This is a genomic window from Variovorax sp. V35, assembly GCF_041154465.1.
Lineage (GTDB): Bacteria > Pseudomonadota > Gammaproteobacteria > Burkholderiales > Burkholderiaceae_C > Variovorax > Variovorax boronicumulans.
This window is the reverse complement of the sequence record NZ_AP028666.1, coordinates 5447477-5473875: the sequence shown is the minus strand read 5'-3', so window position 1 is coordinate 5473875 and position 26399 is coordinate 5447477. Positions and strand designations below refer to the sequence as shown.

Genomic DNA, 26399 nt, shown 5'->3' with positions numbered 1-26399 from the left:
ATGTCGCGCTACAGATCGGTGCGCAGCTTCCAGATCTCGGGGAACAGCACCACGTCGAGCATCTTGCGCAGGTAGCTCACGCCGCCCGTGCCGCCGGTGCCGCGCTTGAAGCCGATCACGCGCTCCACGGTGGTCACATGGCGGAAGCGCCAGAGGCGGAAGGCGTCTTCGAGGTCGGTGAGTTTTTCGCCGAGCTGGTACAGGTCCCAGTGGTCGTGCGGATTGCGATACACCGTGAGCCAGGCGGCCTCGACGCCGTCGCTCGATTCGTAGGGCTGGGTCCAGTCGCGCTCCAGCCGGTCGGCGGGCACGGGCAGGCCGTGGCGTGCGAGCAGGCGCAGCGACTCGTCGTACAGCGAGGGCGCTCGGTAGGCCGCGTCCACCTGCGCGAGCAGGTCGGCGCGGTGCGCGTGGGGCTTGAGCATGGCGGCGTTCTTGTTGCCGAGCAGGAACTCGATGCAGCGGTACTGCGCGCTCTGGAAGCCGCTGGAGTTGGCGAGGTAGGGGCGCATCGCCGTGTACTCGGGCGGCGTCATGGTCGAGAGCACGGTCCATGCGCTCACCAGCTGTTCCATGATGCGGCTCACGCGCGCGAGCATCTTGAAGGCGTCGGGCAGGCGCTCTTGCGCGATGCACTGCACGGCGGCGTGCAGCTCGTGCAGCATGAGCTTCATCCAGAGCTCGCTGGTCTGGTGCTGCACGATGAACAGCATCTCGTCGTGCGCGGGCGACAGCGGGTGCTGCGCGTTCAGGATCTCGTCGAGGTGCAGGTAGTCGCCGTAGCTCATGGACTTGCTGAAGTCCAGTTGCGCCTTCTCTTCGTGGACGATGGACTCGGGGGTCTTGTTGTCGTTGTCGGTGCTCATGTCACTGCGTTCTTGCGGTTGAATTCGGCGCGTCGCCACTCGCCGGTCTCGAGCACCTGCACGAGGTGTTCGACCGAGTGCCACACATCCTCGAAGCCGACATACAGCGGCGTGAAGCCGAAGCGCAGGATGTCGGGCATCTGCGAATCGCCGGCGCGGTAGTCGCCGATCACGCCGCGCGCGATCAACGCCTGCACGATGGCGTAGGCGCCTTCCTCGCGGCTGAGGCACACCTGCGAGCCGCGCAGTGCGTGGTCGCGCGGCGTGACGAGCGACAGGCCTTGTCCTGCGCAGCGTTGCTCGACCAATTGGATGAACAGGTCGGTGAGCGCGAGCGACTTGCTGCGCAGCGCAGCCATCGCACCGCCGGTGCCGTTGAAGGCTTCGGCGGCCAGCACGGTGTCGAGTCCGCATTCGAGCCCGGCCAAGGCGATGACCGGTTGCGTGCCGCACAGGTAGCGGCCGACGCCTGGGGCAGGGCGGTAGTGCGGCGTGAACTCGAAGGGCGCCGCGTGGCCCCACCAGCCGGACAGCGGCTGCTCGAACTGGCCTGCGTGCTTCGTGTTCACCCAGGCAAAAGCGGGCGCGCCGGGGCCGCCGTTGAGGTACTTGTAGCCGCAGCCGATCGCGTAGTCGGCGTCGCTGTCGTTGAGCGCCACGGGCACGGCGCCCGCGCTGTGCGCCAGGTCCCACACGGTGAGCGCGCCCGCGGCGTGCGCGGCGGCGGTGACGGCCTTCATGTCGTGCATGGCGCCGGTGCGGTAGTTGACGTGCGTGAGCATGAGCACGGCGACCTCATCGGTCAGTGCGGCTGGGAGCTCACTCGCATCGATCAGCTTCAGCGTGAAGCCGCGTTCGCGGCACAGCGATTCGGCGATGTACAGGTCGGTCGGGAAGTTGCTGCGTTCGCTCACCACCAGCTTGCGGCCGCTGGCCTTCTGCTGCGAGAGCGCGGCGAACAGCACCTTGTAGAGGTTGACGGAGGTGCTGTCGGTGCACACCACTTCGCCCAGCGCGGCGCCGATCAGGCGGGCCACCTTGTCGCCCAGGCGCTGCGGCAGGTCGAACCAGCTCGCGGTGTTCCACGAGCGGATCAGGCCTTCGCCCCATTCCTTGGCCACCACTTCGGCGATGCGCGCGGGCGCGGCCTTGGGCAGCACGCCGAGCGAGTTGCCGTCGAGGTAGAGCACGCCCTCGGGCAGGGTGAATTGGTCGCGCAGGGCGCGCAGCGGGTCTTGCGCGTCGAGGGCGCGGCAGTCGGCAAGGGTCGTCGTCATGGAAGGGAGGGTTTCAGCGGGGAAGTTCGCGCAGCACGGCGCGCACGGGGGAGGCATCGGCGCTTGTCAGCTTGAGCGGCAGCGCGATGAGTTCGTAGTCGCCCTCGGGCACGTCGTCGAGCACGAGGTTCTCGAGCACGCGCAGGTCCAGGTGGCGGATGCGCTGGTGGCTGTCGAGCGTCTTGCTGTCGGCCGGGTCGATGCTGGCGGTGTCGATGCCGATGAGCTTCACGCCCATGGCCGCCAGGCGCTCGACGGTGGCGGGTGCATAGGCCGCGAGCTGCGGGTCCCAGCGGTCGACGGGCATGGCCGGGTAGGTGCGCACGAGCACACGCGGGGGCAGTGTGTCGTTCACGGCATGCGCGATGTGCTCCCAGGTGACCAGCGGGCCGCGGCCGATCGCATGGATCACGCGGCACGGGCCGAGGAAGGGCGTGAGATCGACCTGGCCGATGGTCTGGCCTTCGGGGGCGTAGTGCAGCGGCGCGTCGGCATGGGTGCCCACATGCGGCGACAGCGTGATCGCGCTCACGTTGACGGGGCAGCCGGGGCCGATGGTGGCGCACCACTGCTGCGAATACGGCGTGTCGCCCGGGAACACCGGGCTGCCGGCGTGCACGGGGGCGGAAATGTCCCAGAGTCGGAGCGGGGCGGTCATGGCGGGCGGCAGGGCGAAGGAAGAAAAAGGGCAGTGTGGGCCGGTTGGAGTCGCTCCACAAGGGGCCGGCGGGTGCCGAATGCTATGCGCAGTGACTGCCTTGAGTCGAGAAGTTATCCATCAATCATCGAAAGATTGAATAATCTATTCAATCAACGGGAATTGGAGAACAGATCATGCAAGCCGACCTCGACCGAACCGACCTCCAGCTGCTGCGCGCGCTGCAGGACAACGCCCGCCTGACCTCGGGCGAGTTGGCGCAGATGGCGCACCTGTCGCAGTCGCCGTGCTGGCGCCGGGTGAAGAAGCTGGAGGACGACGGCGTGATCGGCGGCTACCACGCGGGCCTGAACCGGCGCGCGCTGGGCTTCGGCGTGCTGGCCTTCGTGATGGTCGGCATCGACCACCAGACCGAGATCTCGTCGCGCGCCTTCGAGGACGCGGTGTGCGCCATTCCCGAGGTGGTGATGTTCCACGGCATCTCGGGGCCGGCGGATTTCATCCTCGTGGTGGTCGCGAAGGACCTCGATGCCTATTCCGACCTGCTGCAGCGCAAGCTGCACCGCCTGCCGGGCGTGCGCCACGTGCAGACGCATTTCTCGCTGCAGGAGTTCAAGGGGCAACTGGGTGGGTTGCCGGTACCCATGGCCTGAGAAGGTGTGAATCAACCTACTGCGCGCCCCGATCTCGCATCTGCGGTCCTCACCGTACGCGTGTACGGTTCCGGTCCTCGATGCGACCTCGGGGCGCTCGCTACGGTTTCTTCACACCTTCTGGGCCGTCAGTGCAGCTCGTCGGACAGCATCGGCAGCCCATGCCGCAGGCGCGCGCGTTGGCAGGCATCGCTGCCGGCCTGCAGCTCGTGGCAGGGGTTGGGGCGCCATTCGTAGATGCCGCAGGCCACCGACTGGCCGATCTTTCCGGTGAGCGCGGCGCAGCGCGCCGGCGTGTGGTCGGTGCCGCGCATGCGGCAAAGCGCGTCGTTCACGTCGACCGCCAGGCCCGAAGGCACGCGGCCCCCGTGGTCGTCGAGCTCGTGCACGCTGAAGTCGACGCGGTAGCTGGCGCAGCAGGCGCCGCAGGTCTGGCAGGGATTCATGAGGGGAGCAGCGCGGCGTCACGCACGCGCTGCAGCATGCGGCGGCGGATCAGCCCGCTCGCGGGGCGGATCAGCAGCCAGTAGGCGGTGAAGCGGCGCTGCGCGGCGGCATCGCCGCACCAGACCCGGGTGCGCGTGGTGAGGCGCGTGCCCGTGCCCTCGGGCTCGGCCGTGAAGTGAAGCACCAGCTTGGCCAGGCCCGTGGCATCGAGCGCGGCGAAGGCCGGGCCGTCGGCCAGCGGGACCAGGCCATAGTCGAAGCGCCAGAAGCGGCCGGCCAGCCCGAAGGCCAGTTCACGTTCGCCGTCGCGCCCCAGCGGCGTGAAGTCGGCAAACCCGAAGGCCTCGCGCTGGCGCAGCGTGGGAGCGGCCAGGCCGAGCCGGCTGGCCAGGCGGTTCGGCAGTTCGCGCAGCGCGATCAGGCTGCGCGCCACGGGGTCGTCGGTGATCTCGGGGCGGGCCGCCACGTCGAGCACGCGCGCGGGCGACGCGGGCACGTGGAGGCTGTGCGTCTCCGCGAACTGGTAGCGCGGCAGGTAGCGGTTCATCAGCTCCATGCGGCGCCTGGGTCGGTCAGCGGTCGGGTGTCTGTCAGAGCCTGCCGAGCAGCAGGAACTCCATCAGCGCCTTCTGTGCGTGCAGGCGGTTCTCGGCCTCGTCCCACACGACCGACTGCGGGCCGTCGATGACCTCGGCCTGCACTTCCTCGCCGCGGTGCGCGGGCAGGCAGTGCATGAAGAGGGCGTCGGACTGGGCGATGCGCATCATGTCCTCGTCGACGCACCAGTCGGCGAAGGCCTTGCGGCGCGCCTCGTTCTCGGCCTCGTAGCCCATGCTGGTCCACACGTCGGTGGTGACGAGGTCGGCGCCGCGGCAGGCTTCCATCGGGTCCTTGAAGACCTTGTAGCTGTCGCCCGAGCGGATGCCGGCGATCGACTGGTCCACCTCGTAGCCGCTGGGCGTGCTCACGTGCACGGTGAAGCCCAGAATTTCGGCGGCCTGCAGCCAGGTGTTGGCCATGTTGTTGCCGTCGCCGACCCACGCCACCGTCTTGCCCTGGATGGAGCCGCGGTGCTCGATGTAGGTGAAGATGTCTGCCAGGATCTGGCAGGGGTGGAACTCGTTGGTCAGGCCGTTGATGACGGGCACGCGCGAGTGCGCGGCGAAGGCATCGATCTTGGTCTGTTCGTAGGTGCGGATCATCACCAGGTCGACCATGCGGCTGATGACCTTGGCGCTGTCCTCGATGGGCTCGGCGCGGCCCAGCTGGCTGTCGCCCGTGGTCAGGTGCACCACGCTGCCGCCGAGCTGGTACATGCCGGCCTCGAAGCTCACGCGGGTGCGCGTGCTGGCCTTCTCGAAGATCATGGCCAGCGTGCGGTCGACCAGCGGCTGGTGCTTTTCGTACGTCTTGAACTTCTTCTTGATGATCGCCATGCGATCGAAGAGGTAGACGTATTCGTCGGCCGTGAGGTCCGAGAACTGCAGGTAGTGGCGCAGGGCGTTCGGTGCGGCGGCGGTCGTCATTGCGCAACAGGCTCCGAGAGGAAGGTTTTGACGATCGGCGCGAGGATCGCAACGATCTCGTCGGCTTCGGCAATGCTCAGGATGAGCGGCGGCACGAGGCGGATCACCTTGTCGGCCGTCACGCTCAGCAGCAGGCCGGCGTCGCAGGCGCGGTTCAGGATCGCGCCGCAGGGCCGGTCGAGCTCGATGCCCAGCATCAGGCCCTGGCCGCGGATTTCCTTCACGCCCGGCAGGCTGCCGATCTCGCGCTCCAGCGCAGCCTTCAGGTGGGCGCCCACGGTGGCGGCGTTCTCGAGCAGCTTGTGCTCTTCCATGATGCGGATGGTTTCCACACCGGCGCGCATGGCCAGCGGGTTGCCGCCGAAGGTGGTGCCGTGGTTGCCGGGGCCGAAGATGTTGGCGGCCTTGGGGCCGGCCACGACGGCGCCGATCGGCACGCCAGAGCCCAGGCCCTTGGCCAGCGGCATCACGTCGGGCTTGATGCCCGCCCACTGGTGGGCGAACCACTTGCCGGTGCGGCCCATGCCGCACTGCACTTCGTCGATCATCATGAGCCAGTCGCGCTCGTCGCACAGCTGGCGCACCTGCTTGAGGTAGTCGACGCGCATCGGGTTGATGCCGCCTTCGCCCTGGATGGTTTCGAAGAACACGGCGACCACGTTGGGGTTGCCTTCGGTGGCCTTCTTGAGCGCCTCGATGTCGTTCAGCGGCACGCGGATGAAGCCTTCGACCAGCGGGCCGAAGCCGGCCTGCACCTTGGGGTTGCCGGTGGCCGACAGCGTGGCGATGCTGCGGCCGTGGAAGGCGGCTTCGTAGACGACGATTTCGGGGCGCTCGATGCCCTTGTCGTGGCCGTACTTGCGGGCCAGCTTCAGGGCCGCTTCGTTGGCTTCCAGGCCGGTGCAGCAGAAGAAGGCGTTGGTCAGGCCCGACAGCTCGGTGAGCTTGGTGGCGAGCTGTTCCTGGCCGGTCACGTGGTAGTAGTTGGAGCTGTGGATCAGCTTGGTCAGCTGGTCCTGCAGGGCGGGCACCAGCTCGGGGTGGTTGTGGCCCAGCGTGTTGACGGCGATGCCGCCCAGGCCGTCGAGGTAGGCCTTGCCCGTGGTGTCCCAGACTCGGCAGCCCTGGCCGTGCGACAGCGCGATCGGCAGGCGACCGTAGGTGTTCATGACGTGGGGCGAGGTGGGTTGCTGGGCGGTGGCGCTCATTCGGTACTCCAGATAGGGAACACGAATTCTAGGCGTGCGATTTGACGGCTTCGTTGAGGATTCCGCATCACAGCAATGCCCCCCATTCAGGATGCAAAAAGGGCCCCGGATACAATCGCTTGCTGCACCGCAGCACCTGTTCCGGTCGCCTCACTTCACGATGATTTCCCCCAACGCCAAAGAAATCTTCATCCAGGGCATCACCCACGATGGCCGCACTTTTCGCCCCAGCGACTGGGCCGAACGCCTCGCCGGCGTCATGTGCTCCTTCCGCCCCGGCGGCGCCTACCCGGGCAGCCACCTGAGCTATTCGCCCTGGTGCATTCCCACGACCATCAACGGCGTGAAATGCGTGGTGGTGAACCGCGCCCTGCGCGACGCCGAGCCCATGGCCTGGGACTTCTGCGTGAACTTCGCCAAAGACAACAACCTCCAGGTGGCCGAGGCCTGCCTGGTGCCCGACCCGGCGGACACGCCGCCCCCTCCCAAAAAGGCCTGACTTCCAGGCCTTTTTCTTTTCTGGGCGGCCGCTCTGGCCTGGGCACTTTTCGAGCGCCCATGAAAAAACCGCCCGAAGGCGGTTTTTCACTTTTGCTTGCTGCAGCGCACCCCGATCAAACGGCGGACCGGAGGATTCCGGTCCGGGCTTGCCTGACAGGTGTCAGGCGGCGGCCTTTTCAGGCGCCAGGGCGAGGGCCTTGACCTTGGCCGACAGGCGGCTCTTGTCGCGGGCGGCCTTGTTCTTGTGGAAGATGCCCTTGTCGGCGACGGTGTCGACGATGCTCTGGGCCTTCGCGAACAGTTCGCTTGCCTTGGTCTTGTCGCCAGCCAGAACAGCCTTTTCGACGTTCTTGACAGCGGTACGGTATTTGGAGCGCAGCGAGGTGTTCGCAGCGTTGAGCTTGACGTCCTGGCGGACGCGCTTGCGGCCCGACGCGAGGCGCGGGTTCTTCTTCTTGGGCTTGGCGGATGCCATATTTAGTGTTCCTTAGGTGTCTGAGGATGATGCAGCAAAGCCCTCCATTATAGGCTGGGTTCCGGTTTTTGCCGAATTGCCTGCTTTTGCTACCTTTCGCAGCCCTACACTCGCCCCCGTGTCCCTGTTCAAATCCGCCTCCACCGTCTCCCTGCTGACCCTCGCTTCGCGGATCACGGGCCTCGTGCGCGACGTGCTGTTTGCCTCGGTGTTCGGCGTCAGCGCGCTCACCGACGCCTTCAACGTCGCCTTTCGCATCCCCAACCTGTTTCGCCGCGTGTTCGGCGAGGGCGCCTTCAGCCAGGCCTTCGTGCCGGTGCTGGCCGCGCGCAAGACCGAGGCGGGGCAGGAGGGCGCCCGGGAGCTGGTCGACCACGTCGCCACGCTGCTGACCTGGGCCCTGGTGGTGCTGTGCGTGGCCGGCGTGGCCGGCGCGCCGCTGCTGGTCTGGGCCATGGCCAGCGGCCTGCAGGGCTTCGACGCCGCCGTGGTCATGACGCGCTGGATGTTCCCCTACATCGGCTTCATGTCGCTGGTGGCGCTGGCGGGCGGCATTCTCAACACCTGGCGCAAGTTCGCGGTGCCGGCGGCGTCGCCGGTGCTGCTCAACATCGCGCTGATCCTGTCGATCTCCATCGGCGCGCCGCTGTTCCGCCGCTACGGCATCGAGCCGATCTATGCCCAGTGCGTGGGCGTGATGGTCGGCGGCGTGCTGCAGCTGGCCCTGCAGATCCCGGCGCTGCGCGCGCTGGGGCTCATGCCGCGCATCGGCGCCAGCTTCAAGGCGCTGCGCGCCGCGTGGACCGATCCGACCACCCGCAAGGTCATGAAGCTCATGCTGCCGGCGCTGCTGGGCGTGAGCGTGGCGCAGATCTCGCTGCTCATCAACACGCAGATCGCCTCGCACCTGGCCACCGGCAGCGTGACCTGGGTCACCAACGCCGACCGGCTGATGGAATTCCCCACCGCCATGCTCGGCGTGGCGCTGGGCGTGGTGCTGATGCCGCAACTCGCCGGCGCCCGCGCCGCCAAAGACGACGCGCGCTACTCCTCGCTGCTCGACTGGGGCCTGCGCCTCGTGGTGCTGCTGGCGGCGCCGTGCGCCGTGGCGCTGCTGCTGTTCGCCAAGCCGCTGGTGGCCGTGCTGTTCCACAACGGCGCCTACACCGGCGAGGACGTGGGCCGCACCACCGTGGCGCTCATGGGCTACGGCGTGGGGCTGGTCGGCCTCGTGGCGGTGAAGGTGCTCGCGCCCGGCTACTACGCCAAACACGACACGCGCACGCCCATGCTGATCGCCGTCACCGTGCTGGTGCTCACGCAGGTGCTCAACTTCTTCCTGGTGCCGCTGCTGCAGCACGCGGCGCTGACGCTGACCATCGGCATCGGCGCGCTGGTCAACGCGCTGTGGCTGCTGATCGGCCTGATCCGCCGCGGCAGCTACACCCCCGAGCCCGGCTGGGGCAAGTTCGCGCTGCAGGTGCTGTTGGGCACCGTGGTGCTGGCGGCCTTGCTGGCCTGGGGCGCACATTATTTCGACTGGGTCGGCCTGCGCGCGCAGCGCCTGCACCGCATCGGCCTTCTGGCCGCGCTCATCGCCGGCGCCGCGCTGCTCTATTTCGCCGTGCTCACGGCGGCGGGCGTGCGCCTGCGCAGTTTCATGCGCCGCTGAAGCGCCGTTGGCGAGCCGGAAAACACTGCCTTGACGCTCCCTGCGGGCTCCTCTACAAAGCCATATGACGTTCAGCTACCAGGTTCCCACGGCACTGGAATATTTCGAGTCGCTGGTCGGCAGCGATGACCACTTTCCGCTGCTCGAAGCGGCCGCCAGCATCGCGCAGGACGAATACCCCGAACTCGACGTGCAGCAGGTGCTGGGCGACGTCGACCAGTTGCTCGCGCGCCTCAAGCGCCGCCTGCCGGCCGACGCCGCGCCGCTGGCCCGGCTGCGCGCGCTGAACCAGTTCTTCTTCAGCGACCTGAATTTCGGCGGCAACGTCAATGACTACTACGACCCCGACAACAGCTACCTGAACGCCGTGCTGCGCACCCGCCGCGGCATTCCGATCTCGCTGGCCGTGCTGTGGATGGAGCTGGCGCAGGGCCTGGGCCTGCAGACGCGCGGCATCAGCTTCCCGGGGCATTTCATGGTCAAGGTCACGCTGCCCAAGGGGCAGGTCGTGATCGACCCGTTCACCGGCAAGTCGCTCTCGCGCGAAGAGCTGGGCGAGCGGCTCGAGCCCTACAAGCGCGGCAACGGGCTGGTCGGCGAGTTCGACGTGCCGCTGGGCCTGTATCTGCAGCCCGCGAGCCCGCGCGAGATCATCGCGCGCATGCTGCGCAACCTGAAGGAAGTGCACCACGCGCAGGAAGACTGGCCGCGCTACATCGCGGTGCAGAACCGCCTCATTGCCCTCTTGCCCACCGCCTGGGGCGAGCACCGCGACCGCGGCGTTGCGCATGCCGAGCAGGGCCATGCGGCGCTGGCCGTGCGCGACCTCGAAACCTACCTCGCCAACGCCGAAGACGCGCTCGACATCGACGCGATCGCCGAGCGCGTGGCGCTGCTGCGGCGCCTGGCCAACTAACCAGCCCTACAGCCACAACGCCCATGACCGACACCCGCACCGGCGTGAGCGCGGCGCCCGACCTGGGCACGCTGCACGAATTCCACGGCGTGCAGCCGGTGCTGCCGGTGTCCGACGTCTCGCGCGCCGCGCGCTGGTTTTCCGAGGTGCTGGGTTTCGAGATCGACTTCATCGCCGGCGAGCCGCCCAGCTACGCCCGCGTGATGAAGGGTGACCGCAGCTATGGCGACCCCGTGTACCTGCGCCTGTGGCAATGCGGCAGCCGCGAAGCCCGGCCGTGGCGCGGCGAAATCGTGATCCACGTCGGCAAGGACATCGACGGCCTGCACGCCGCCTATGTGAAGCGCGGCGTGACCATCATCGAGCCGCCCACGTCCCAGCCCTGGGGCCTGCGCGAATTCGCGATCCGCGAACCCGACGGCCACGTGCTGCGGTTCTGCGGCTATCTCTGAAACACAAAATTACAAACAGATCGATGCGGCCGTGTCGATCCGTGGCCCGCTCGCGCGACGTGTGAACAGGAGCACGCAGATTCCGGCGTCTCCCGATCCCCACCCACTTTCAGGAGAAACGACATGCGATTCATGGTTCTGGTCAAGGCGAGCAAGGATTCCGAAGCCGGCGTGATGCCGAGCACCGAGCTCCTCACCGAGATGGGCCGGTTCAACGAGGAACTGGTCAAGGCCGGCGTGCTGCTGGCGGGCGAGGGGTTGCACCCGTCGTCCAAGGGCGCGCGCGTGCGCTGCGAAGGCAAGAAGCGCACCGTCATCGACGGCCCCTTCACCGAGACGAAGGAACTGCTGGCGGGCTTCTGGCTGCTGCAGGTCAAGTCGAAGGAAGAAGCCATCGAGTGGATCAAGCGCAGCCCGTTCCAGGAAGGCGAGATCGAGATCCGCCAGGTCTTCGAGGCCACCGATTTCGGCGAGGCCATGACGCCCGAGCTGCTGGCCCAGGAAGACCGCCTGCGCACCGAGTCGGCTGCCAAGGCCGGCCGCTGAACTTCATCCATTCCTCGAAGGAGAAACGATCATGCGATTCATGCTGCTGATGATTCCCCACGGCTACGAAAACGCCGCGCCCGGCACGGTGCCCGACGACGTCGAACGCGTGGGGTCGATGATGGCCTTCAACGAGTCCTTGCAGAAGGCCGGCGTGCTGATCGGCTGCGAGGGCCTGCATCCGCCGTCGATGGGCGCGCGCGTGAGCTTTCCGGGCGGCAAGCCGAAGGTGGTCGACGGCCCCTTCGCCGAGGCCAAGGAGGTGCTGGGCGGCTACTGGCTGATCGATGTCGCCTCGCGCGCCGAGGCTATCGAATGGGCGAGCCGCTGCCCGGGCAGCGAGAACGAGGTCATCGAGATCCGCCAGGTACAGGAGATGGAGGACTTCTCGCCCGAGGTGCAGGACGTGGCGAGCGAGTTCACGTCGATGCAGCAGACCCTGAAGAAGTAAGCCGACCTAGTCGTCCCGCACCAGCCGGATGCCCACCAGCGTGTAGCGCGTGTCCGGCGCATTCCAGTTGCGGTACGACGAGCGGGCATAGAAAGCCCAGGTGTGCCAGGAGCCGCCACGGCGCACGCGCACGGTGCCCGTGGCCGGGCCCTGGGGGTCGTCGACCGGTGAGCGCGCGTAGTATTCGTCGCCATGCCAGTCGGCCACCCACTCCCACGCATTGCCGTGCATGTCGTAGAGGCCCCAGGCGTTCGGCGCGAAGCTGCCGACCGGGGCGGTGAAGGCAAAACCGTCGTCGCCCGCGAGCGCCATCGCGCGCCAGCGCGGCCAATGCGCGGCGCTGCGCGTGTCGAACACATTGGCGCCGCGCAGCAGCGTGGCCGGATCGTCCCCCGTGCTGTAGCGCGTGCGCGTGCCGGCGCGGCAGGCGTACTCCCACTCGGCCTCGGTCGGCAGGCGGTAGCGCCGGCCCTCCGTCTGGCTCAGCCAGGCGGCCAGCGCCTGCGCGTCGTTCCAGCTCACGTTGACGACCGGGTGGTCGTCGCCCTGCGCGAAGCCCGGGTTGCGCCACGAGTAGCGCGGGTCGCGGCCTTCGAAGGCATCGCCGCGCCGCGTGGTGGCGGGGTCGTAGTCGGCGCGCCAGCCGTAGCCGCCGGTGCCGTCGGCCACCGATTCGGGCACGTGGCCCGAGGCATCGAGGAAGCGCCGGAACTGGCCCACCGTCACCTCGTGCCGGCCCATCCAGAACGCCCGCGTGATGCGCACCTTGTGCACCGGCCCTTCGTCGGCCAGCTGGGTGAAGCGCTCCTTGGGCAGCTGCGGGTAGTCGCGTGCCAGCGTCTCGGGCGGCTCGTCGCTGCCCATGAGGAATTCGCCGGCCGGCAATCGCACGAAGGCCATGCCCAGGCTGTTGCGTTCCACGGCGAGGTCGTCCGCCCGGACGCCCCCGCAGGCGAGGCCGAACGCGAAACCCAGGCTCCACAAGACGAGGCGTGGTGTCATGGCCGCATGCTATCCGGCCTGCCGGGCCGGAGCGAGGCCGCATGAGCAGCGGACCAGACGCCGCCGCCATCCACCGCGCCATCGAGGCGGTCTGGCGCATCGAGTCCGCGAAGATCATCGCCGCGCTCGCGCGCAAGGTGCGCGACGTGGGCCTGGCCGAAGAGCTGGCGCAGGACGCGCTGGTGGCCGCGCTCGAGCAGTGGCCCGTCGACGGCGTGCCCGACAACCCCGCCGCCTGGCTCACGCAGGTGGCCAAGCACCGCGCCCTCGACCGCCTGCGCCACGTGCAACTGGCCGAGCGCAAGGCGCCCGAGATCGGCCGCGAGCTCGACGCGCTGCACGCCATGGCCGAGGCCGATTTCGCGCAGGCGGTCGATGCGGCGCTCGACGACGACATTGGCGACGACCTGCTGCGCCTGGTGTTCACCGCCTGCCATCCCGTGCTCTCGACCGAGGCGCGCGTGGCGCTCACACTGAGGCTGATGGGCGGCCTCACGACCGACGAGATCGCGCGCGCCTTTCTCGTGCCCGAGGCCACCGTGGCGCAGCGCATCGTGCGTGCCAAGCGCACGCTGGCCGAGGCGCGCGTGCCCTTCGAGGTGCCGCGCCGCCACGAGCTCGAGGCCCGGCTGGCCTCGGTGCTCGAGGTGCTCTACCTGATCTTCAACGAAGGCTACTCGGCCACCGCCGGCGACGACTGGATGCGCCCCGCGCTGTGCGACGAGGCGCTGCGCCTGGGCCGCATCGTGGCCGAGCTGGTGCCCGGCGAGGCCGAGGTGCACGGGCTGGTCGCGCTGATGGAAATCCAGGCCTCGCGCACCGCTGCGCGCGTGGGCGCCTCGGGCGAGCCGGTGCTGCTGCTCGACCAGAACCGCGCGCGCTGGGACCCGATGCTGATCCGCCGCGGCCTGGCGGCGCTGGCGCGCGCCGAAGCGCTGGGCGGCGCGCTCGGCCCTTACGCGCTGCAGGCCGCCATCGCCGCCTGCCACGGCCGCGCGCGCACCGCGGGCGAGACCGACTGGGCCCGCATCGCGGCGCTGTACGACGCGCTGGCCGCGCTGTCGCCGTCGCCCATCGTCGAGCTGAACCGCGCGGTCGCGCTGTCGATGGCCTTCGGGCCGGCGGCCGGGCTGGAGGTGGTCGATGCGCTGCAGGAAGAGCCCGCGCTGAAGGGCTACCACCTGCTGCCGACCGTGCGCGGCGACCTGCTCTTCAAGCTGGGCCGCCGCGACGAGGCGCGGCGGGAGTTCCAGCGTGCCGCCTCGCTCACGCGCAACACGCGCGAGCAGGCGCTGCTGCGGGCGCGCGCCGAGGCCTGCGGCGACAAGCCTTAGCGGACGGGCGCCGACGTGCCCGCGGAAGGCGAGCCCGGCAGCCCGAACTGGTGCCACGCGCGGCGCAGCTGCGTGTCCGAGCCGAAGCCCGACAGCTCGGCCGCCCGCGTCACGCTGGCGCCCGAGGCCAGCGCCAGTTGCGCGGCCGCCAGCCGCAGCCGGCGCAGGTAGGCCAGCGGCGCCACGCCCGCGTGCTCGACGAACAGCCGCGTCAGGTGCCGCGCCGAGGTGTGGGCGACCTCGGCCATGCGCGGCACGCTCCAGTCGGCCTGCGGTTGTTCGCTGACCGCGTCCTGCACCCGGTGCAGTGCCGCGTGCAGGTGGTTGCGGTAGGCGAGAAAGGGCGACAGCTCCGGGTCGTGCGGGCCGCGCCGCAGCGCCACCACCATCGCCTGCGCCACCTGGGCCGCCAGCGCCTCGCCGCAGGTGTCGGCGATGCGGTGCAGCATCAGGTCGATGCCCGTCGTGACGCCCGCGCTGCTGTAGACCGGCGGGTCGATCACGAACACGCGGTTGCTCACCACCTCGCAGCGCGGCTCCACGGTGCGCAGCTCGTCCAGGTGATGGTGGTGCGTGGTGACGCGCCGCCCCGTGAGCGCGCCCGCGTGCGCCGCGAGCAGCGCGCCCGCGCAGACCGTGACCAGCTCGACGCCGCCGCGCGTGAAGCGCTGGCCGCGCAGCCAGTGCAGCAGGTCCTGCGCCTCGGGCGTGTCGGTCGCGATGGTGTCGCCCGGCAGGCCGACCAGTACCACCCAGCCCGGGCCGTCCCACTGCGTCGGCAATGGCGACAGCCCCGACAGCGCGACGCCGACCGAGCCCCTCATGCTGGGTCGCGGCCCCGCGAATTCGATGACAAAACGCTCGGGCTGGCCCGCCGCGCGCAGCCGCTGGTTGGCGATGCGCAACGCCTCGGCCGGCCCGGCCCAGTCGAGCACCAGGCTGTCGGGCAGGAGCACGAAAACTACGCGGACAGGGGCTCGTTGCGGGTCCATGCGTAGTCCATCTGGCGCGCCGTGCGCTCGGCCAGGTCGCGTCCGGCCAGGCGTTCGACCAGGTGCAGGCTCATGTCGATGCCCGCGCTGATGCCGGCCGAGCTGACGATGCGGCCGGTGTCGACCCAGCGCACGCCGTCGCGCACGTCGAGCTGCGGGAACTGGGCGCGCAGGTCGGCGAGGTCTTCCCAGTGCGTGGTGACCGCCTCGCGCGTCACGACGCCGCTTTGCGCCAGCAGGAAGACGCCGGTGCAGACCGAGGCGACGAGCTGCGCGCTGGCCGCGCACCGGGCGATCCAGCGCAGGGTGTCGGGGCTCGCCATGGGCGCATCGACCACGCCGCCGGGGACGACCAGCACGTCGGCGGTGGCGGCGGCATCGGCCAGTGTGTGGTCGGCGAGCAGCCGCAGGCCGGCGCGCGCCTGCACCGGTTCCCCGGTGCGGGTGTGGGCGACCGAGGCGACCTCGAATGGCGCGGGCGCACCCGGCTGCAGGCGCTGGTGGACGCGGGCGGCGGTGGTGAAGACCTCGAAGGGGCCGGCGAAATCGAGCGCCTCGACGCCGTCGTAGGCCAGGATGCGCACGCGCAGCGGGGTCATTGAAATACCTCCGTGCTTCGCACTTCGGTGCGAGCTTGCTTGGGGCGGCCCGGCGCGGCGCTCATGCGGTCGCGCCTTCCGTGGCACGCGCCAACGCCTGCGCCACGCTGCAGACCGTGGCGAAGCGCCCGTCCAGCACGGTCGCGGTGCGCGCCTTGATGTCGGCGGCCGACAAGGGGCGGCCGTCGGGCTGCACCATGTCGAAGGTGAGGGTGGCGTCGGTCACGTAGTCGACCTCCCAGCCCAGGTCCGAGGCGTGGCGCGTGGTGGTTTCGCAGCACTGCTCGGTGCGGATGCCGCTCACGATCAGGCGGCGGATGCCGTGCTGCGTGAGCCACACGTCCAGGCCGCTGTTGACCAGCGCGCTGTGGCGGTGCTTGGTGAAGGTGGCGGCCGCCTCGAAAGGCGCGAGACCCTCGATCGGGCGCACATGGCCCGATTCGAGCGCGAAGGGGTTGGCGGGGGATGGCGGCGCATCGACGTGGAAGACGCGCACGACCGGCAGTCCGGCCGCCACGGCACCGGCGATCAGCGCGTTCTGGGCCTCGAGGTAGGGCGCGAGCAGGGCGGCGTTCCAGTAGGGGCGGTGGCGGAACGATTCCTGGGCGTCGATCACAATCAGACAGGTGGTCATGGCGGTGGCGGGCAAGGCAAAGTGGATGATGCCGCCTATTCTTGGACGCCGCCAGCGCCTCGTCCGCGCCGATGCGGACCGGAACCGATCAGATCAGGACATCGCCCGGCCGCTAGACCAGGCCGCCCGCGTGCAGTTCTTTTTTCAGGTACGCGTAGTACAGCGGCGCCGCCACCAGCCCGGCCGGGCCGAACACCGCCTCGGCCACGAACATCACCGACAGCAGCTCCCACACGCGCATCTGCGTGCGCGCGCCGACCACCTTGGCGTTGATCACGTACTCGGCCTTGTGGATCAGGATCAGGAAGGCCAGGCAGGCCGCGGCCGTGACTGGCGACACCGACAGCGCCACCAGCGTGATCACCGAGTTGCAGACCAGGTTGCCCACGATCGGCACCAGCCCGGCCACGAAGGTTAGGGTGATGAGCGCGGGCGTGTAGGGCAGCTCGAGGCCCCACAGCGGCATCAGGAACAGCAGGAAGATCGCGGTCAGCAGCGTGTTGAAGGCGGCGATCCAGAACTGTGCCGCGACGATCTGGCCGAAGGCCTCGCCGAAGGTGGTGATGCGCAGGAACATCTGCTGCGCCAGCGGCCGGCGCTGGGCCGGCGCCGGCGCCACGGCGGCCAGCGCGCCGATGATCAGGCCCACGTAGGCGAACAGCAGCCCGCCCAGCCAGGCGCGCCCGGCCATGGCGAGCGAGCCGGCCTGCGTGCGCAGGTAGTTGGCGACGATGCGCTGCACCTCGGCCGCGCCCTCGGGCAGGTAGACGGCGATGTCGGGCGGCAGCTTGGAGCGCAGCTCGAGCACCGTGCGGGCCGTGTAGTCGAGCAGTTCGCGGTACTGGTCGGGCGCATCGAGTACGTACTCGCGCGCCTGCGAGAACCCCAGCGTGACCAGGCCGATCGGGCCCAGCAGCACCAGCGTGACCGCCACCACCCGGGCCAGGCTGCCGGCGGCGGAACGCAGGGGCTTCAGGCGCGACAGCCAGCCGCCCAGCAGCCGGGCGAACCAGCGTGCGACCAGGAAGCCGATGCACACGCACAGCAGCCCCGGCAGCAGGTGCTGCCACATCACGAGCATCAGCCCCGCGAGCATCAGCAGGTAGCTGGCCAGTACCACGTGGCGGGAGGCGGCGGCCGGGGGCGGGGCGGCGAGGGTGGCGTCGGGCAGCGGCGTGGCCATCCGGGGAGCGGGGCGTGCGGTGAGAAAAAGAAAAAAGAACGGGCGCGCGATCAGGCGACGACCACGGCCGCGCCGTCGCCGCGCTCGGCGATCACGCCGATCTCGTGCACCGATTCACCGGCGGCGCGCAGCGTGGCGGCGCAGGCGGCGGCTTCGGCCGCGTCGATCACGACGACCATGCCGATGCCGTTGTTGAAGGTGCGGTTCATCTCGATGTCGTCGATGCCGGCCACCTTCTGCAGCCAGGCGAAGAGCTCGGTCTGGGGCCAGCTGCCCTTCTTCAGGTGGGCGGCGGTGCCTTCGGGCAGCACGCGCGGGATGTTCTCGAGCAGGCCGCCACCGGTGATGTGGGCCAGCGCCTTGATCGGGTGCTTGCCCAGCGCCTCGAGCACGGGCTTCACGTACAGGTGGGTGGGCTCCATCACGGCTTCGCGGAAGGGCTTGCCGTCGAGGGTGGCGGGCAAATCGGCGCCGGCACGTTCGATCACCTTGCGCACGAGGCTGAAACCGTTGGAATGCACGCCGGCCGAGGCCAGGCCCAGGACCACGTCGCCGGGCTTGACGTTCTGGCCCGTGAGGATCTTCGACTTTTCGACCGCGCCGACCGCAAAGCCGGCCAGGTCGTACTCGCCGGCCGGGTACATGCCGGGCATTTCGGCGGTTTCGCCGCCGATGAGGGCGCAACCGGAGAGTTCGCAGCCGCGGGCGATGCCGCCGACCACGGCCGCGGCCGTGTCCACGTCGAGCTTGCCGCAGGCGAAGTAATCCAGGAAGAACAGGGGCTCGGCGCCTTGCACCAGCACGTCGTTGACGCTCATGGCCACGAGGTCGATGCCGACCGTGTCGTGCATGTTCCATTCGAAGGCCAGCTTGAGCTTGGTGCCCACGCCGTCGGTGCCGCTCACCAGCACCGGTTCCTTGTAGCGCTTGGGCACTTCGAACAGGGCGCCGAAGCCGCCGATGCCGGCCAGCACGCCTTCGCGCATGGTTTTCTTCGCCAGCGGCTTGATGCGGTCGACCAGGGCGTCGCCTGCGTCGATATCGACACCGGCGTCCTTGTAGCTGAGCGGGGTGGGCGTGGAGGAGGTCATGGGCGGGCGGTGTCGAGAAGAAGGAGCGAAAAGGTTCGCGAAGCAGCGAGGAAGGGCGGGCAGGGGAGGCGCCGGCGACCGAGGCGGCCGGGCCGATAGAATTCCTCACGATTTTAAGGGCCCTCCGGGCCCCCTCCATGAACCTTCCCGGGATGAAACAGCTCGCGCTCGATATCGGCATTGCGACGGGCCCCAGCTTCGACGCCTTTTTTGCCGGCCCCAACGAGGCGGCGCTGCGACACCTGCAAGTGTGGGTCGGCGGCGCCGATGGCAGCCCCGCGCTGCACTCGCCGGTGCCGACCTACCTCTGGGGCGACAGCGGCAGTGGCAAGACCCACCTGCTCGAATCCGTGCGTGTCGCACTGGCCGAGCAGGGCGCCAGCGTGGGCTGGCTGCACGCCGGCCTGCTGGAGCCGCCCGAGTTCGACGAGCGCTGGGGCGCCGTCCTGCTCGACGACGTCCACCTCTACACCGCGGTGCAGCAGCACGCGGCCTTCAACTGGTTTGTCAACGCCCAGACCCTGCAGCGCGGCGTGGTCGCCGCCGGCGCCTTGCCGCCGGCCGACCTGCCGCTGCGCGAAGACCTGCGCACCCGCCTCGGCTGGGGCCATGTCTTCCATCTGCAGGTGCTGAGTGAAAGCGAACGCCGCGCGGTGCTGCGCCAGGCGGCCGACGCGCGCGGCGTGATGCTGTCCGACGACGTGCTCGACTTCATGCTGCACCGCTTCAGCCGCGACCTGGGCAGCCTGATGGAGCTGCTGTCGCAGCTGGACGGCTACGCCCTGCAGACCCAACGCGCGATCACCATTCCGCTGATCCGCTCCATGCTCGAAAACGAATAGACAGATAAGAAGAAGCGCCTGCTCCTCCTCGAAAAACAACCAATGATCAAGAAATTCATCGACAAGCTGCTCGGCAAGTCCGCCGGCAGCGCACAGGGCAAGAGCCGCTTCGGCAAGCGCCAGGAGGTGCCGGCAGAGGTTCACAAGATCGATCCTGCCCTGGTCGACGAACGCGCGAAGAACGTGGTCACCACGCTGCAGCAGGCCGGCTACGAGGCCTACGTGGTGGGCGGCGCGGTGCGCGACCTGCTGCTGGGCCTGCGCCCCAAGGACTTCGACGTGGCCACCAATGCCACGCCCGAGCAGGTCAAGTCGCTGTTCCGCCGTGCCTTCATCATCGGTCGGCGCTTTCGCATCGTGCACGTGGTGTACGGCCGCGGCCGCGAACATGAAGTGATCGAGGTCTCGACCTTCCGCGCCTACATGGACAGCGCCGCCGCCGAGCAGGTGGCCGGCAACGAGCGCACCAGCAAGGGCGAACTGGCGAGCATGAAGCACGCCGTGGACGCCAGCGGCCGCGTGCTGCGCGACAACGTCTGGGGCCCGCAGGAAGAAGACGCGGCGCGCCGCGACTTCACCGTCAACGCCATGTACTACGACCCGGCCAACCAGGTGGTGGTCGACTATCACAACGGCATCAAGGACGCCCAGAAGCTCACGCTGCGCATGATCGGCGACCCGGTCACGCGCTACCGCGAAGACCCGGTGCGCATCATTCGCGCCATCCGCTTCTCGGCCAAGCTGGCCGCGCTCGGTTTCAAGATGGAAGCCAAGACCGCCGCGCCGCTCATCGAATCGAGCAAGCTGCTGGCCGACGTGCCGCAAAGCCGCATGTTCGACGAGATGCTCAAGCTGTTGCAGACCGGCCACGCCATCGCCACGGTCGAGCAGCTGCGCAAGCTGGGGCTCGCCACCGGCATCTACCCGTTGCTCGACGTGGTGGTGGAACGCGCCGACCAGCCCTTCGTGAAGGCCGCCCTGCAGGACACCGACCGTCGCGTCGGCGAAGGCAAGCCCGTGGCGCCCAGCTTCCTCTTGGCCTGCGTGCTGTGGGCCGACGTGCGCGACGGCTGGGCCCAGCGCCAGGAAGGCCGTCACGGCCAGCGCCCGCAGCCGCCGTTCCCGGCGCTGCAGGACGCCATCGACGACGTGTTCAATTCGCGCATCGGCGATGTGTCGGGCCGCGGCAAGCTGGCCGCCGACATGCGCGAGATCTGGATGATGCAGCCGCGTTTCGACAAGCGCACCGGCTCGACGCCCTACAGCCTGGTCGAGCAGGCGCGCTTCCGCGCCGCCTTCGACTTCATGCGCCTGCGTGCCGACGTGGGCGAAGTCGGCGAGGCCATCGCCGAGTGGTGGCAAGAGTTCAGCACCGCCGACGACCTGCGCCGCCAGGACCTGCTCGAACAGGTCCGCGAAGAACAGAAGGTGCGCCAGCGCGTGCGTCTGCGCGACCCGGCCGCTGCGCCCAAGCCGCGCAGCGAGCAGCTGGCGCGCCAGAAACAGGCCGCGACCGAATCGGACGACGGCGACGGACCCGACATCGAGGCCGACGCCGTGCCGCCGGATGGCGAAGCCGCCGCGCCGCGCAAGCGCAAGCGCCGGCGCAAGCCGCGCCCCGTGGGCGGCGGTAGCGGTGGTGGTGGCAGCGAGGGCGGCGGGAGCGCCGCAGGCGAATGAGCACGCCCGACCGGCCGAAGGACGGCAAGAAGAGCGCCCCGGCAGCCAAGGCAGCTAAGGGGGGCAAGCCCGCGCCGCGCGCCGGAAGCAAGCCGCCATCGGCCGGCAGCAAGAGCGGCCCGCCCGCGCGCCGCGCGCCTTCGCGTCCACGCGGTCCGCGCGAGGACTACCCCACCGTGCAGGCCTTCGTCGCCATCGGCGCCAACCTGGGCGATGCCGAGGCGACCGTGAAGGAGGCCATGGCCGCCATCGGCGCGTTGCAACGCACCCAGGTCACGGCCCGCTCGTCGCTCTACCGCAGCGCGCCGGTCGATGCCGAAGGCCCCGACTTCATCAACGCCGTGGTGGCCGTGCGCACCGGGCTGGACGCGGAGCAGCTGCTCATCGCGCTGCAGCGCCTGGAAACGCTGGCCGGCCGCGAGCGGCCCTTTCCCAATGCGCCGCGCACGCTCGATCTCGACCTGCTGATGCACGGCAACTCGGTGATCGAAAGCCCCACGCTGACCCTGCCGCACCCGCGCATGCGCGAGCGCGCCTTCGTGCTCAAGCCGCTGGCCGAGATCGCGCCCGACAAGGTGCCGCGCGCCGCGCTGGCGCGCGTGACTGGCCAGGTCATCCAGAAAATCCGCTGACCCTTGGGGGCCGCCGGCATGCGGCCGCAACTGCCCGATCTCGCCGGCGTTGCCGCGTGCGTGCGGCTGGTCGTGGCACTGCGGCTGCCGGCCTGAGCGGGCCTGTCGCGCCAGGGCCCGAAGGTCGGCCCGACCGGTCGTTCCGGTCGTGCCCGTTAAACTCGGGAAGTTTTCACGAAGGCGTCATGAAATTGTGATTGGCGCGTCCCAGGAGTTTTTTCCATGTTCGGCAAGCTGCTGCCCCGAGAGGGCAATTTTTTTGAAATGTTCAACCAGCATGCCGAGCGCATCGTGGAGGCGGCGCGTGCGTTCGAGCAGCTCGTCACCCACTATGCGGACGTGCATCTGCGCGAACAGTACAACCGCGACGTCGACAACGCCGAGCGCGCCGCGGACCGCGTGACGCACGACGTCAACCGCCTGATCCACAAGACCTTCATCACGCCCATCGACCGCGAGCAGATCCACAAGCTCATCAACACGATGGACGACGTGGCCGACCTGATCCAGGACTCGGCCGAGACCATGGCGCTGTACGACGTGCGCCACATGACCGACGAGATCGTGCGCCTCACGGCCCTGAGCGTGAAGTGCTGCGACCGCCTCAAGGACGCCGTGAAGTACCTCGGCAAGATCGCCGACCCGGCCGTGGCCGAGGCCACGCTCAAGACCTGCGAGGAAATCGACCGCCTCGAATCCGATGCCGACCGCGTGATGCGCAGCGCCATGAGCAAGCTGTTTCGCGAAGAGCCGGACGTGCGCGAGGTCATCAAGCTCAAGGCGATCTACGAGCTGCTCGAGACGATCACCGACAAGTGCGAGGACGTGGCCAACGTGATCGAGGGCATCGTCCTCGAGAATTCCTGAGCGGGTAGCAGCCGATGACAACGGTGCAGGTCGCCCTCTGGGTGGTGGTGGTGCTGGTCGCGCTCGCGATCCTGTTCGACTTCATGAACGGCTTCCACGATGCCGCCAATTCGATCGCGACGGTGGTGTCCACCGGCGTGCTGAAGCCGGGGCAGGCCGTGGTGTTCGCGGCTTTCTTCAACCTGATCGCGATCTTCGTCTTCCACCTGAGCGTGGCCGCGACCGTGGGCAAGGGCATCGCCCAGCCCGGCGTGGTCGACGTGCACGTGGTGTTCGGGGCGCTCATCGGCGCCATCAGCTGGAACCTCGTCACCTGGTACTACGGCATCCCGAGCAGCTCGTCGCACGCGCTGATCGGCGGCATCGTGGGCGCCGTGATCGCCAAGACCGGCACCAGCGGCCTCGTGGCTTCCGGCATCTGGAAGACCGTGGCCTTCATCTTCGTGTCGCCGCTGCTGGGTTTCCTGCTGGGCTCGCTGATGATGATCGTGGTGGCATGGGGCTTCCGGCGTGCCACGCCGTCGCGCGTGGACCGGTGGTTCCGGCGATTGCAGCTGGTCTCGGCCGGCGCCTACAGCCTGGGCCACGGCGGCAACGACGCGCAGAAGACCATCGGCATCATCTGGATGCTGCTGATCGCCACCGGCTACGCCTCGGCCAGCGACGCGGTGCCACCGACCTGGGTCATCGTGAGCTGCTACGCCGCCATTGCGCTGGGCACCATGTTCGGCGGCTGGCGCATCGTGAAGACCATGGGCCAGAAGATCACCAAGCTCAAGCCCGTGGGCGGCTTTTGCGCCGAGACCGGTGGGGCGCTGACCCTGTTCCTGGCCACCGCGTTGGGCATTCCGGTCTCGACCACGCACACCATCACGGGCGCCATCGTCGGCGTCGGTGCCACGCAGCGCGCCAGCGCGGTGCGCTGGGGCGTGGCGGGGAACATCGTCTGGGCCTGGGTCCTGACCATTCCCGCCTCGGCCTTCGTCGCGGCGATGGCTTACTGGTTCAGTTGGCAGATTTTCTGAAGCACTGAAGCGTCGGCGCCTCGTTCGCAGAGGCGCCGCGCTTGGCCGAGCGACTATTGCGAGATTTTTCGGCCTTCTTCGATCTGGTGTTCGAAGTAGTGCTGGAAGCTGTACACGATGCTCGCCATCAGGATCGAACTGCCGAAGAACAAAGACGCCACCACGGCGCCGATCGTGAGCCAGTTGGTCTGGCCCGGTGCAGCGTCGGCCGGTGCGCCGGCGTTGAAGCGGGCATTCCATTTTTCGGGCGTCATCAGGCCGTAGATGATCGCCATCAACGCGCAGCCCGCGATCGTGAAGCCGAGCAGCGGGATCAGCGCCCAGCTCACGCCGTCGTCCACGCCGTACATGCGCAGGCGCTCGATGCCGTAGATGCCCAGCGCGGTGGGAATAGGCAGCAGCCAGCCGAGCCAGTCGCCCATGCCGCGCAGGTAGAAGCGGTGCAGGCCCAGCGGGCCCCCGAGGAAAGAGAGCCAGGCGGCGACGGTTTTGCTTTTCATCTTTTTCATCATTCGGGTTTGGTGCGGCTGCCTTCGCCGAGTACTTTTTCCATCAGGACCACGTCGCGCCAGGCGTCGAACTTCCAGCCGCAGTCTTTCAGCACGCCCACGTGCGTGAAGCCCTGGCTGCGGTGCACGCCGACCGAGCCGGCGTTGGCCGAATCGCCGATCACCGCGATCAGCTTGCGCACGCCGGCCGCTTCGGCCGCCTGCGAGAGCGCCGCCAGCAGCTGCGCGCCCACGCCCTTGCCGCGCGCGGCTTCGGACATGTAGATCGAGTCCTCGGCCGAAAACCGGTAGGCCGGCCGGGGCTTGAACCAGTTGCAGTAGGCAAAACCCAACACTTCGCCGTTTTCTTCAGCGACGAGGTAGGGCAGGTTCTTGCCCAGCACATCGGCGCGCCGGGCGGCCATGTCGGCCTCGGACGGGGGCTCGGTTTCGAAGGTGCCGGTGCCGTGCAGCACGTGGTGGGCGTAGATGGCCGTGATGGCTGCGATGTCTTCGTCGCGGCTGGGGCGGAGGGTGAGGGTCATGCGGGTGAGGGCGGCGGCGCGGGGCCGGAATTCGGAGAAAAACCCGGGTCGGGCTATAATCGTGGGCTTTTCAGCGTGCGCTGGCCGGGTGGCCATGTCGCGTGTCTCGACGCTGGAAGAACATCGTGAGCGGGCCTCTTTCTATTTGAACTGGCTCGCTGACCACCCAAGGATAAATCATGGTCGTCATTCGACTCTCCCGCGGCGGCTCCAAAGGCCGTCCGTTCTTCAACATCGTCGTGTCGGACAAGCGCGTTCGCCGCGATGGCCGTTTCATCGAGCGCCTGGGTTTCTACAACCCGACCGCCAAGGAAAACGAAGAAAGCATCCGCATCGCCCAGGACCGCCTCGCGTACTGGAAGAGCGTCGGTGCTCAGGCTTCGCCCACGGTGCTGCGCCTGATCAAGCAAGCCGCTGCCGCGGCCCCCAAGGCGGCCGCCTAAGCCGCCCGCACGGCGATGCTGCCCACACTCGAAGCCGCCGAACTGCCGGCGGATGCGATCGAGGTCGGACGCATCGCCGATGCCTGGGGCATCAAGGGCTGGTTCAAGGTCCTGCCCCACAGCGCCCAACCCGAGGCGCTTTTTTCTTCCAAGCGCTGGTTCCTGCAGGCTCCCGGAGCCTCCACGCCCGCCGCTTTCCGGCTCGCAGTCCGCGAAGCCAAAGAACATTCCGACTGCATCGTCGCCTCGTCCGAGGACGTGCCTGACCGCAATGCGGCCGAGGCGTTGCGCGGCGCGCGCGTGTTCGTGCCGCGCTCGAGCTTCCCGACCGCCGGCGACGACGAGTACTACTGGGTCGACCTGATCGGCCTGTCGGTCGTCAACCGCGAAGGCGTCGTGCTCGGCACGGTGCGCGAACTGCTCGCCACCGGCCCGCAGACCACGCTGGTGCTGACGGCCGAAGAAGGCGGCAAGGCCATCGAGCGCATGGTGCCGTTCGTCTCGGTCTTCGTCGACAAGGTCGACCTGCCCGGCCGCCTCATCACGGTCGACTGGCAACCCGATTTCTGACCCGGGCCGCGCGCGCATGCGCTTCGACGTCCTCACGCTTTTTCCCGAACTGTTTGCGCCCTTCATGGCCAGCGGCGTGACGCGCCGTGCCTACGAATCGAAGCAGGTCGAGGTCGTGCTATGGAATCCGCGCGATTTCGCCCAGGGCAACTACAAGCGCGTGGACGACCGCCCCTTCGGCGGCGGCCCAGGCATGGTGATGATGGCCGAGCCCCTGGCTGCCTGCCTCGATGCCGCGCTGGCGGCCCGTGGCGCACCGGCGCCGGTGGTGCTGTTCTCGCCCATCGGCGAGGCGCTGCGCCACGAGGCCGTCGAACGCTGGTCGGCGAGCGAGGGCGCGGTGCTGGTCTGCGGACGCTACGAAGGCATCGATCAGCGCTTCATCGACGCCCGCGTCACCCACCAGGTCAGCCTCGGCGACTTCGTGCTGTCGGGTGGCGAGATCGCGGCCATGGCGCTGCTCGACGCCGTGGCCCGCCTGCAGCCCGGCGTGCTGGGCGACGAGGCCAGCCATGTGCAGGACAGCTTCAATCCGGCGCTCGACGGCCTGCTCGACTGCCCGCACTACACCCGGCCCGAGCAATGGAACGGGCAGGGCGTTCCGGCGCCGCTGCTCTCGGGCCACCATGCGCAGATCGAGCGCTGGCGGCGCGACCAGCGCCTGGCCATCACGGCCGCGCGGCGCCCCGAGCTGATCGATGCCGCACGGGCGGCAGGCAAGCTCAACAAGGCCGATGAGGCCGCGCTGAAAAAAAAGCTATAATCCGCGGTTCCCCGATCCTCTGTCCGGCCGCGCCCGGTTTTCTGGCGGTTCTTCCGCCAAA

At 68.9% G+C, this 26399-nt stretch carries 32 protein-coding genes; 16 read left to right on the top strand and 16 right to left on the bottom strand.

Features of this window, described 5'->3' with window-relative positions; genetic code table 11:
• Positions 1-8: 8 nt before the first annotated feature.
• Genes kynA through kynB form a run of 3 tightly spaced genes read right to left on the bottom strand, consistent with a single transcriptional unit; the run spans position 9 to position 2801 of the window.
• Complete coding sequence (gene kynA / locus ACAM42_RS25200) at positions 9-866, bottom strand: tryptophan 2,3-dioxygenase (RefSeq protein ID WP_369629777.1); 858 nt, start codon at positions 864-866, stop codon at positions 9-11.
• On the bottom strand, positions 863-2143 hold the full coding sequence (kynU, locus tag ACAM42_RS25195; protein WP_369629776.1) for a kynureninase: 1281 nt from the start codon (positions 2141-2143) through the stop codon (positions 863-865). The genes kynA and kynU overlap by 4 nt, the downstream gene beginning before the upstream one ends.
• A gap of 13 nt (positions 2144-2156) precedes the next feature.
• On the bottom strand, positions 2157-2801 hold the full coding sequence (gene kynB / locus ACAM42_RS25190; RefSeq protein ID WP_159273237.1) for an arylformamidase: 645 nt from the start codon (positions 2799-2801) through the stop codon (positions 2157-2159).
• Positions 2802-2977: 176 nt separating this feature from the next.
• On the opposite strand from kynB, the gene ACAM42_RS25185 reads away from it, so the two are divergent.
• Positions 2978-3454 (top strand): Lrp/AsnC family transcriptional regulator, encoded by a 477-nt coding sequence (locus tag ACAM42_RS25185; RefSeq protein WP_070062307.1) that lies wholly within the window; start codon positions 2978-2980, stop codon positions 3452-3454.
• A gap of 128 nt (positions 3455-3582) precedes the next feature.
• Here ACAM42_RS25185 and ACAM42_RS25180 read toward each other — a convergent pair whose 3' ends face one another.
• From ACAM42_RS25180 to ACAM42_RS25165, 4 genes are read right to left on the bottom strand one after another with little or no spacing between them, the layout of a single operon-like run.
• Positions 3583-3900 carry a YkgJ family cysteine cluster protein gene (locus ACAM42_RS25180; RefSeq protein WP_062477195.1) on the bottom strand — a complete coding sequence of 106 codons (318 nt, stop codon included), beginning with the start codon at positions 3898-3900 and terminating at the stop codon, positions 3583-3585.
• On the bottom strand, positions 3897-4457 hold the full coding sequence (locus ACAM42_RS25175; RefSeq protein WP_307637422.1) for a hypothetical protein: 561 nt from the start codon (positions 4455-4457) through the stop codon (positions 3897-3899). Before ACAM42_RS25175 ends, ACAM42_RS25180 begins: the two co-directional genes overlap by 4 nt.
• 34 nt (positions 4458-4491) lie before the next feature.
• Positions 4492-5427 carry an ornithine carbamoyltransferase gene (argF, locus tag ACAM42_RS25170; RefSeq protein WP_159275677.1) on the bottom strand — a complete coding sequence of 312 codons (936 nt, stop codon included), beginning with the start codon at positions 5425-5427 and terminating at the stop codon, positions 4492-4494.
• On the bottom strand, positions 5424-6635 hold the full coding sequence (locus ACAM42_RS25165) for an aspartate aminotransferase family protein (RefSeq protein ID WP_062477203.1): 1212 nt from the start codon (positions 6633-6635) through the stop codon (positions 5424-5426). The genes argF and ACAM42_RS25165 overlap by 4 nt, the downstream gene beginning before the upstream one ends.
• Before the next feature lie 160 nt (positions 6636-6795).
• Here ACAM42_RS25165 and ACAM42_RS25160 point away from each other — a divergent pair, with 160 nt between their 5' ends.
• Positions 6796-7134, top strand: coding sequence for a DUF3579 domain-containing protein (locus ACAM42_RS25160; RefSeq protein WP_119558463.1), 339 nt, complete (start codon positions 6796-6798; stop codon positions 7132-7134).
• 162 nt (positions 7135-7296) lie between these two features.
• Here the strand turns inward: ACAM42_RS25160 and rpsT are convergent, their stop codons facing one another.
• Entirely contained in the window at positions 7297-7611 is a 315-nt protein-coding gene (gene rpsT, locus ACAM42_RS25155; protein ID WP_056571937.1) for a 30S ribosomal protein S20, read from the bottom strand.
• A 118-nt stretch (positions 7612-7729) separates the two neighbouring features.
• On the opposite strand from rpsT, the gene murJ reads away from it, so the two are divergent.
• The 5 genes from murJ to ACAM42_RS25130 all read left to right on the top strand — a co-directional run bounded on the left by murJ (position 7730) and on the right by ACAM42_RS25130 (position 11648).
• Positions 7730-9283 (top strand): murein biosynthesis integral membrane protein MurJ, encoded by a 1554-nt coding sequence (gene murJ, locus ACAM42_RS25150; RefSeq protein WP_369629775.1) that lies wholly within the window; start codon positions 7730-7732, stop codon positions 9281-9283.
• 64 nt (positions 9284-9347) lie between these two features.
• Positions 9348-10199, top strand: coding sequence for a SirB1 family protein (locus tag ACAM42_RS25145; RefSeq protein ID WP_062477211.1), 852 nt, complete (start codon positions 9348-9350; stop codon positions 10197-10199).
• A gap of 23 nt (positions 10200-10222) precedes the next feature.
• A complete protein-coding gene (locus ACAM42_RS25140; RefSeq protein WP_056571928.1) occupies positions 10223-10651 on the top strand; it encodes a VOC family protein in 429 nt (142 codons plus the stop codon).
• Between the two features lie 123 nt (positions 10652-10774).
• Positions 10775-11197 carry a YciI family protein gene (locus ACAM42_RS25135; RefSeq protein ID WP_369629774.1) on the top strand — a complete coding sequence of 141 codons (423 nt, stop codon included), beginning with the start codon at positions 10775-10777 and terminating at the stop codon, positions 11195-11197.
• Positions 11198-11228: 31 nt separating this feature from the next.
• Positions 11229-11648, top strand: coding sequence for a YciI family protein (locus tag ACAM42_RS25130; RefSeq protein WP_139706498.1), 420 nt, complete (start codon positions 11229-11231; stop codon positions 11646-11648).
• 6 nt (positions 11649-11654) lie between these two features.
• Here the strand turns inward: ACAM42_RS25130 and ACAM42_RS25125 are convergent, their stop codons facing one another.
• Complete coding sequence (locus tag ACAM42_RS25125; RefSeq protein ID WP_369632802.1) at positions 11655-12548, bottom strand: formylglycine-generating enzyme family protein; 894 nt, start codon at positions 12546-12548, stop codon at positions 11655-11657.
• Between the two features lie 143 nt (positions 12549-12691).
• On the opposite strand from ACAM42_RS25125, the gene ACAM42_RS25120 reads away from it, so the two are divergent.
• Complete coding sequence (locus tag ACAM42_RS25120) at positions 12692-13984, top strand: RNA polymerase sigma factor (RefSeq protein WP_369629773.1); 1293 nt, start codon at positions 12692-12694, stop codon at positions 13982-13984.
• Here the strand turns inward: ACAM42_RS25120 and ACAM42_RS25115 are convergent.
• From ACAM42_RS25115 to purM, 5 genes are all read right to left on the bottom strand, one after another.
• Positions 13981-14976: a GlxA family transcriptional regulator gene (locus tag ACAM42_RS25115; protein WP_095746422.1), complete on the bottom strand. Its 996-nt coding sequence runs from the start codon at positions 14974-14976 to the stop codon at positions 13981-13983. The two genes, ACAM42_RS25120 and ACAM42_RS25115, sit on opposite strands and share 4 nt — an antisense overlap.
• The gene (locus ACAM42_RS25110; protein ID WP_369629772.1) at positions 14946-15575 is read right to left on the bottom strand and encodes a DJ-1/PfpI family protein; all 630 of its coding nucleotides are present in this window, start codon (positions 15573-15575) and stop codon (positions 14946-14948) included. The genes ACAM42_RS25115 and ACAM42_RS25110 overlap by 31 nt, the downstream gene beginning before the upstream one ends.
• Before the next feature lie 61 nt (positions 15576-15636).
• Positions 15637-16209, bottom strand: coding sequence for an isochorismatase family protein (locus ACAM42_RS25105; RefSeq protein ID WP_369629771.1), 573 nt, complete (start codon positions 16207-16209; stop codon positions 15637-15639).
• Positions 16210-16321: 112 nt separating this feature from the next.
• Positions 16322-17392: an AI-2E family transporter gene (locus tag ACAM42_RS25100; RefSeq protein WP_095950558.1), complete on the bottom strand. Its 1071-nt coding sequence runs from the start codon at positions 17390-17392 to the stop codon at positions 16322-16324.
• A gap of 50 nt (positions 17393-17442) precedes the next feature.
• Positions 17443-18483 carry a phosphoribosylformylglycinamidine cyclo-ligase gene (purM, locus tag ACAM42_RS25095; RefSeq protein ID WP_056571902.1) on the bottom strand — a complete coding sequence of 347 codons (1041 nt, stop codon included), beginning with the start codon at positions 18481-18483 and terminating at the stop codon, positions 17443-17445.
• 152 nt (positions 18484-18635) lie between these two features.
• Between purM and hda the strand changes: the two genes are divergently transcribed.
• From hda to ACAM42_RS25070, 5 genes are all read left to right on the top strand, one after another.
• Positions 18636-19325 (top strand): DnaA regulatory inactivator Hda, encoded by a 690-nt coding sequence (hda, locus tag ACAM42_RS25090; protein WP_056571899.1) that lies wholly within the window; start codon positions 18636-18638, stop codon positions 19323-19325.
• 42 nt (positions 19326-19367) lie between these two features.
• On the top strand, positions 19368-21005 hold the full coding sequence (gene pcnB / locus ACAM42_RS25085; RefSeq protein WP_369629770.1) for a polynucleotide adenylyltransferase PcnB: 1638 nt from the start codon (positions 19368-19370) through the stop codon (positions 21003-21005).
• Complete coding sequence (gene folK, locus ACAM42_RS25080) at positions 21002-21637, top strand: 2-amino-4-hydroxy-6-hydroxymethyldihydropteridine diphosphokinase (protein ID WP_369629769.1); 636 nt, start codon at positions 21002-21004, stop codon at positions 21635-21637. The genes pcnB and folK overlap by 4 nt, the downstream gene beginning before the upstream one ends.
• A 222-nt stretch (positions 21638-21859) precedes the next feature.
• Entirely contained in the window at positions 21860-22504 is a 645-nt protein-coding gene (locus ACAM42_RS25075; protein WP_056571891.1) for a DUF47 domain-containing protein, read from the top strand.
• A 14-nt stretch (positions 22505-22518) separates the two neighbouring features.
• Positions 22519-23529, top strand: a complete 1011-nt coding sequence (locus tag ACAM42_RS25070; protein WP_062475084.1) for an inorganic phosphate transporter — start codon at positions 22519-22521, stop codon at positions 23527-23529.
• 53 nt (positions 23530-23582) lie between these two features.
• Here the strand turns inward: ACAM42_RS25070 and ACAM42_RS25065 are convergent, their stop codons facing one another.
• The gene (locus ACAM42_RS25065; RefSeq protein WP_095950592.1) at positions 23583-24029 is read right to left on the bottom strand and encodes a TM2 domain-containing protein; all 447 of its coding nucleotides are present in this window, start codon (positions 24027-24029) and stop codon (positions 23583-23585) included.
• An 8-nt stretch (positions 24030-24037) separates the two neighbouring features.
• Positions 24038-24562, bottom strand: coding sequence for a GNAT family N-acetyltransferase (locus tag ACAM42_RS25060; RefSeq protein ID WP_139701981.1), 525 nt, complete (start codon positions 24560-24562; stop codon positions 24038-24040).
• 179 nt (positions 24563-24741) lie between these two features.
• Between ACAM42_RS25060 and rpsP the strand changes: the two genes are divergently transcribed.
• From rpsP to trmD, 3 genes are read left to right on the top strand one after another with little or no spacing between them, the layout of a single operon-like run.
• Complete coding sequence (gene rpsP / locus ACAM42_RS25055) at positions 24742-25005, top strand: 30S ribosomal protein S16 (protein ID WP_007831311.1); 264 nt, start codon at positions 24742-24744, stop codon at positions 25003-25005.
• Between the two features lie 15 nt (positions 25006-25020).
• Positions 25021-25575 carry a ribosome maturation factor RimM gene (rimM, locus tag ACAM42_RS25050; protein WP_369629768.1) on the top strand — a complete coding sequence of 185 codons (555 nt, stop codon included), beginning with the start codon at positions 25021-25023 and terminating at the stop codon, positions 25573-25575.
• A 16-nt stretch (positions 25576-25591) separates the two neighbouring features.
• Positions 25592-26338: a tRNA (guanosine(37)-N1)-methyltransferase TrmD gene (gene trmD, locus ACAM42_RS25045; RefSeq protein WP_139701983.1), complete on the top strand. Its 747-nt coding sequence runs from the start codon at positions 25592-25594 to the stop codon at positions 26336-26338.
• The last annotated feature ends 61 nt before the right edge of the window (positions 26339-26399 follow it).